Source organism: Pseudomonas sp. GG8, from assembly GCF_052976945.1.
Genome location: NZ_JBRIIP010000026.1, coordinates 1 through 4,367 on the forward strand (window position 1 = coordinate 1; position 4,367 = coordinate 4,367).

The following is a 4,367-nucleotide window of genomic DNA, read 5'->3' on the forward strand; positions in this document are numbered from 1 at the left end:
GCATACGTCTGGCTATCGGTAACTTCCCGGAAAATCTATGGCAGTGCTGCGGAAGAGTCTTTTCCGGTAGCATTCCCAGCGTGTTTACCCGCCTGGAATCCCCAATGTCTGACCGCCTGACCCTTCTGCGTCCCGACGACTGGCACATTCACCTCCGTGATGGAGCTGTTTTGCCTCACACCGTCGCTGACGTAGCGCGTACTTTTGGACGCGCAATCATCATGCCGAACCTGGTGCCTCCCGTGCGTAATGCACAGGAAGCTGACGCCTATCGCCAGCGCATTCTTGCTGCGCGCCCGGCAGGCAGCCACTTCGAACCGCTGATGGTACCTGTACCTGACCGACCTGACCCAGCCGCAGGATATACGCGCGGCCAAGGCCAGCGGGTTTGTCCATGCCGCCAAGCTGTACCCGGCCGGGCAACCACCAACTCCGATTCCGGCGTCACCAGCATCGACAAAATTTTCCCAGCGCTCGAAACCATGGCTGAAGTCGGCCTGCCGCTTCTGGTCCACGGGCAAGTTACCGGTAGTGAATTAATGTTTTCGACCGTGAAAAAATCTTCATCGATGAGCATTTACGTCAAGTGGTTAAACGCTTCCCAACGCTGAAGGTGGTTTTCGAACACATCACCGCGAGCCGCGCAGTTCGCTGACGATGTTTGGCGAACGTCGGGGCTACGATCACCGCCCATCACCTGCTTTATAACCGCAACCACATGTTGGTCGGCGGCATTCGCCCGCACTTCTATTGCCTGCCGATTCTCAAACGCAACACTCCACCAGGAAACATTGGCCCAGCGCCACCAGCGGCAGCGCGAACTCTTCCTCAACCGATTCAGCGCCTCACGCCCAGCAAGCCAAAGAGCGGCGCGGCTGGCTGTCCGTCGCTGCACTGCTTCAACGCTGCCATCGAGCTGTACGCTCGAAGCGTTCTCTCTTCGAAGAACGCACCGCTGCAAACTGGAAGGTTTTGCCAGCGTTCACGGCCCGGCGTTCTATGGCCTGGCACCGAACCGCGACACCATAACGCTGTCGGTGATGAACTGCATCCGCACCAACCAGCCTGCCGTTCTGCACGCTGTTCGGCATGTTCGCTCGGCGTGCTGGTGAAAAACTGCGCTGGCGCCTGCTAGAGGAACACGCGTGAGCGAAGATCATTTCGACGACGAACAGGACGGTCATGGCGGCGGAGGTGGTAGGGCGGCTTCGGCACCCGATGGCTGCCCGTTTCCGCGGCTATCTGCCGGTCGTTATTCCTTTGACGTAGAAACCGGCGGATTCAACTCGGCGACCGATGCGCTGCTGGAAATCGCCGCAGTCACGATCGGCATGGACGAAAAAGGCTTCTTCGTAGTTCGCGAGCACACTTACTCTCCACCGCGTTCAACCGTTCGAAGGCGCCAATATCGAAGCTGCCGCGCTGGAGTTCACCGGGATCAACTTCATCACCCGCTGCGCATGGCTGTCAGCGAAGAAACTGCGTCATCATCTTCCGTGGTGTTCGCAAAGCCTTGAAAGCCAATGGCTGCAAACGTGCGATTCTGGTGGGGCATAACGCCAGCTTCGACCTCGGCTTCGTAAATGCTGCAGTCGCGCGCCTGGACATGAAGCGCAACCCTTTCCACCCGTTCTCCAGTTTCGACACCGCGACCCTAGCGGGTCTCGGCGACGCCAAACCGTGCTCGCCAAGGCCTGTCAGACCGCGGACATCGACTTTCGATCGCCGTGAAGACACCAGCCCGCTACGACACCAAAAACCGCAGAACCGGAAACCTTCGCCACATCAAACGATACCGGGCCGAGCAAACCCGGCTGGCCGTGCACCCTCCAACCACTCAAGCCTGCGCCTCTCCCTGCTCTCCAAAAAACCGGCCACGTGGCCGTTTTCGACGCGCGCCATCAGGCGTTTTATAGGACGCCGCCCAGATCCACGCGCGCGCTGGTCCTGCACACGGAAGGCGCGCTCAAACTCGTTGCACAAGACCGGCGATCCGCGACCTCCCCATCGTCCTGCCTGGAGTCGACAGCTCTAATCCAGGCCTCAGACAAGCTGCTTTGACAAGCATTCTCATTACGATTAGTATCCCCAGCACTGAGTCATCAACCAGCGACGGTTCTCACTATGTACGCCGCCTCTGCCAAGGTGTTACTGATGGGCAAATCCGGCACGCGACCCGAAGGTATCGGCTGCAACGCCACTGTGATGACCTGGTTAACCAGCCAGGCGTCGCCAGCGATGGTGGCAAACGCCAGGAACTCAGGCCGCCGTTGCCAAAGCCGTGGCGCGGAAACCCTGACGGAGCTGCAAAGCAGCCAGGTAATGCTGGCCTACCCCGCAGAGTTTTCAGTTGGCCCGGAATGGCGCCTTTTCAAAGAACCGGACCTTGTGTCCGGTTTTTTTATGTCTTTAATTCAAACGCTTAGCCGATAAATACGGAACTCAAACACTCTTATTAGTATTTAATTCGACTTATTATTCAATACCTTAGGTTTGACAGCCCCTATTAGTGCGGCTGACAGTCGAGGCCTATCTACATAAGCCATAGAACAGGACCTCGACATGAAAAGCGACATCACCGTCATCCAGCATCTCAACAAGATCCTCTAAACGAGCTGGTCGCAATCAATCAATACTTTGGCATGCCCGCATGTTGAAGATTGGGGCCCTCAAAACTCGGCGCGCACGAGTACCACGAACTGATTTGCATGAATGACACGCTGACAAGCTGATCAAGCGCATTCTGTTCCTGGAAGGCCTGCCTAACGTACAGAAGATCCGCGCAAGATCCTGATCGGAGAGCACACCAAGGAAATGCTTGAGTGCGACCTCAAAATCGAAAAAATAGCGCTGACTGACCTCAAAGCGGCCATCGCGCACTTTGAAGTTGTTGGCGACTTCGGTAGCCGTGAGCTGCTCGAGGACATTCTCCTGAATTGAAGAGCACATATCGATCCTGCCGACACCGAGTCAGGCTTTATTGATAACGGGATCGAAAACTACTTGCAGTCGCAGATGGCTCAACCCACTGCCGACCACCTGAAAAGCCCTCTCACCGACGAGGGCGGGGCTTTTTAACGCCCGGCAGTTCCAACGCGGTGAGTCAGGCACACCGCGTCAAATCATTCGCAGGCAAGCCTGCTCCCATAGCTTCTGGGCATACTTACATCAGCATCCATCAAGCGTCGGCTTTATCCGCTGCGGCTTTGGCGGTCGCTTCTTTGACCTGCGTTTGCAGCTCACCACTGGCAAACAGCTCGGCGACGATATCGCTGCCGCGGCAACCAGTTCACCACCGACCCACAGCTGTGGGAACGTCGGCCAATTGGCATATTTAGGCAGGTTGGCGCGAATTTCCGGGTTCTGCAGGATATCGATGTAGTGAACTCTCGGCCACACGCCATCAATGCCTGGGAAGCTTTCGCCGAAAAACCGCACTGCGGAGCATTCGGAGAGCCTTTCATGTAAAGCAGAATGGGTGTTGCTGGCATCTGTCCTTTAATAGTTTCGATGATATCCATGGAGCACCTCGGCTCAACTTTCCACTGGACACGGTCGCACGGTGGCGCATTGTAACGGAATCCCGAGCACTACGCTGCGGGTCTACCAACCGCCGACGGGTTACTTACGCCGCCGCCACGTACACCGGCACCCCGTTCAGTACGGCGTTACCTGACAATGCGTCCAGTTGGTGCTCATCAGTCAGGTCGTTGGCGCTGACGCCCGGCTGCTTGCTGGCAGCGCTCATGTGCACCCCAGGGCGCGCATGGCCCCACCCATGAGGCAGGCTCACCACCCCCCTGGATCACGCTGCCCAGGACTTGCACCTCGACCACCCCGACCCGCGAACTGACCCGAACCCATTGCCCGTCAGTCAGCCCGCGGACATCATCTGGGTGCATCAGTAACTGATGACGCGGGGCTGCCTTCCACCAGCCGGTGAACCTCACTATTGATGAGTTATTCGACCGCGGGCAGACCACCAGATGGCCAACTCCAGCAGCAGCGCTCCTGCTTGTTGAGGCGCCTGCTATCGCAAGAGCACCCGTCATAGATCGGAGCCATCATGCAGGTCGCCGGTCGCCGATCTCGCCGGTCGAGAGCGCGGCTGAAGGTTGGGTTTGAGTGCCCCCAGATCCAGTCCATGCGGATGATCGCGCAACGTCTCCAACGAGAGTTTGTGTTCAGTCGCATCGCCGTACAAGCCGGCGCGCAAACCCAGGTCAATCATGCGTGCTGGCGGTATTGTCGGTTTCAGCTCGCGCCCGGCCTTTGCGGGAACTTGCCGGGCCAGCCACAAGATTCCAATCGTGCACAAGCGTGCCTTGCGGCTTTTCGAGAATCGCACGATTGAATCGTATAGGCCG

1 protein-coding gene and 6 pseudogenes are annotated in these 4,367 nt (G+C 57.8%); 4 read left to right on the forward strand and 3 right to left on the reverse strand.

Annotated features, from left to right (window positions below):
• Nucleotides 1-104: 104 nt before the first annotated feature.
• From pyrC to bfr, 4 genes and pseudogenes are all read left to right on the forward strand, one after another.
• Nucleotides 105-1,149, forward strand: a pseudogene (pyrC, locus tag ACVBEG_RS27855) (dihydroorotase).
• Nucleotides 1,146-1,719 (forward strand): annotated as a pseudogene (gene rnt, locus ACVBEG_RS27860) (ribonuclease T); the annotation flags it as partial. The pseudogenes pyrC and rnt, both read left to right, overlap by 4 nt.
• A 435-nt stretch (nucleotides 1,720-2,154) precedes the next feature.
• Complete coding sequence (locus tag ACVBEG_RS27865) at nucleotides 2,155-2,433, forward strand: hypothetical protein (RefSeq protein ID WP_447108654.1); 279 nt, start codon at nucleotides 2,155-2,157, stop codon at nucleotides 2,431-2,433.
• A 129-nt stretch (nucleotides 2,434-2,562) separates the two neighbouring features.
• Nucleotides 2,563-3,078, forward strand: a pseudogene (gene bfr / locus ACVBEG_RS27870) (bacterioferritin).
• Nucleotides 3,079-3,178: 100 nt separating this feature from the next.
• Here bfr and grxD read toward each other — a convergent pair.
• The 3 pseudogenes from grxD to ACVBEG_RS27885 form a co-directional block, all read right to left on the reverse strand.
• Nucleotides 3,179-3,521 (reverse strand): annotated as a pseudogene (gene grxD / locus ACVBEG_RS27875) (Grx4 family monothiol glutaredoxin).
• A 104-nt stretch (nucleotides 3,522-3,625) separates the two neighbouring features.
• Nucleotides 3,626-3,971 (reverse strand): annotated as a pseudogene (locus ACVBEG_RS27880) (molybdopterin dinucleotide binding domain-containing protein); the annotation flags it as partial.
• Between the two features lie 130 nt (nucleotides 3,972-4,101).
• Nucleotides 4,102-4,367, reverse strand: a pseudogene (locus tag ACVBEG_RS27885) (molybdopterin oxidoreductase family protein); the annotation flags it as partial.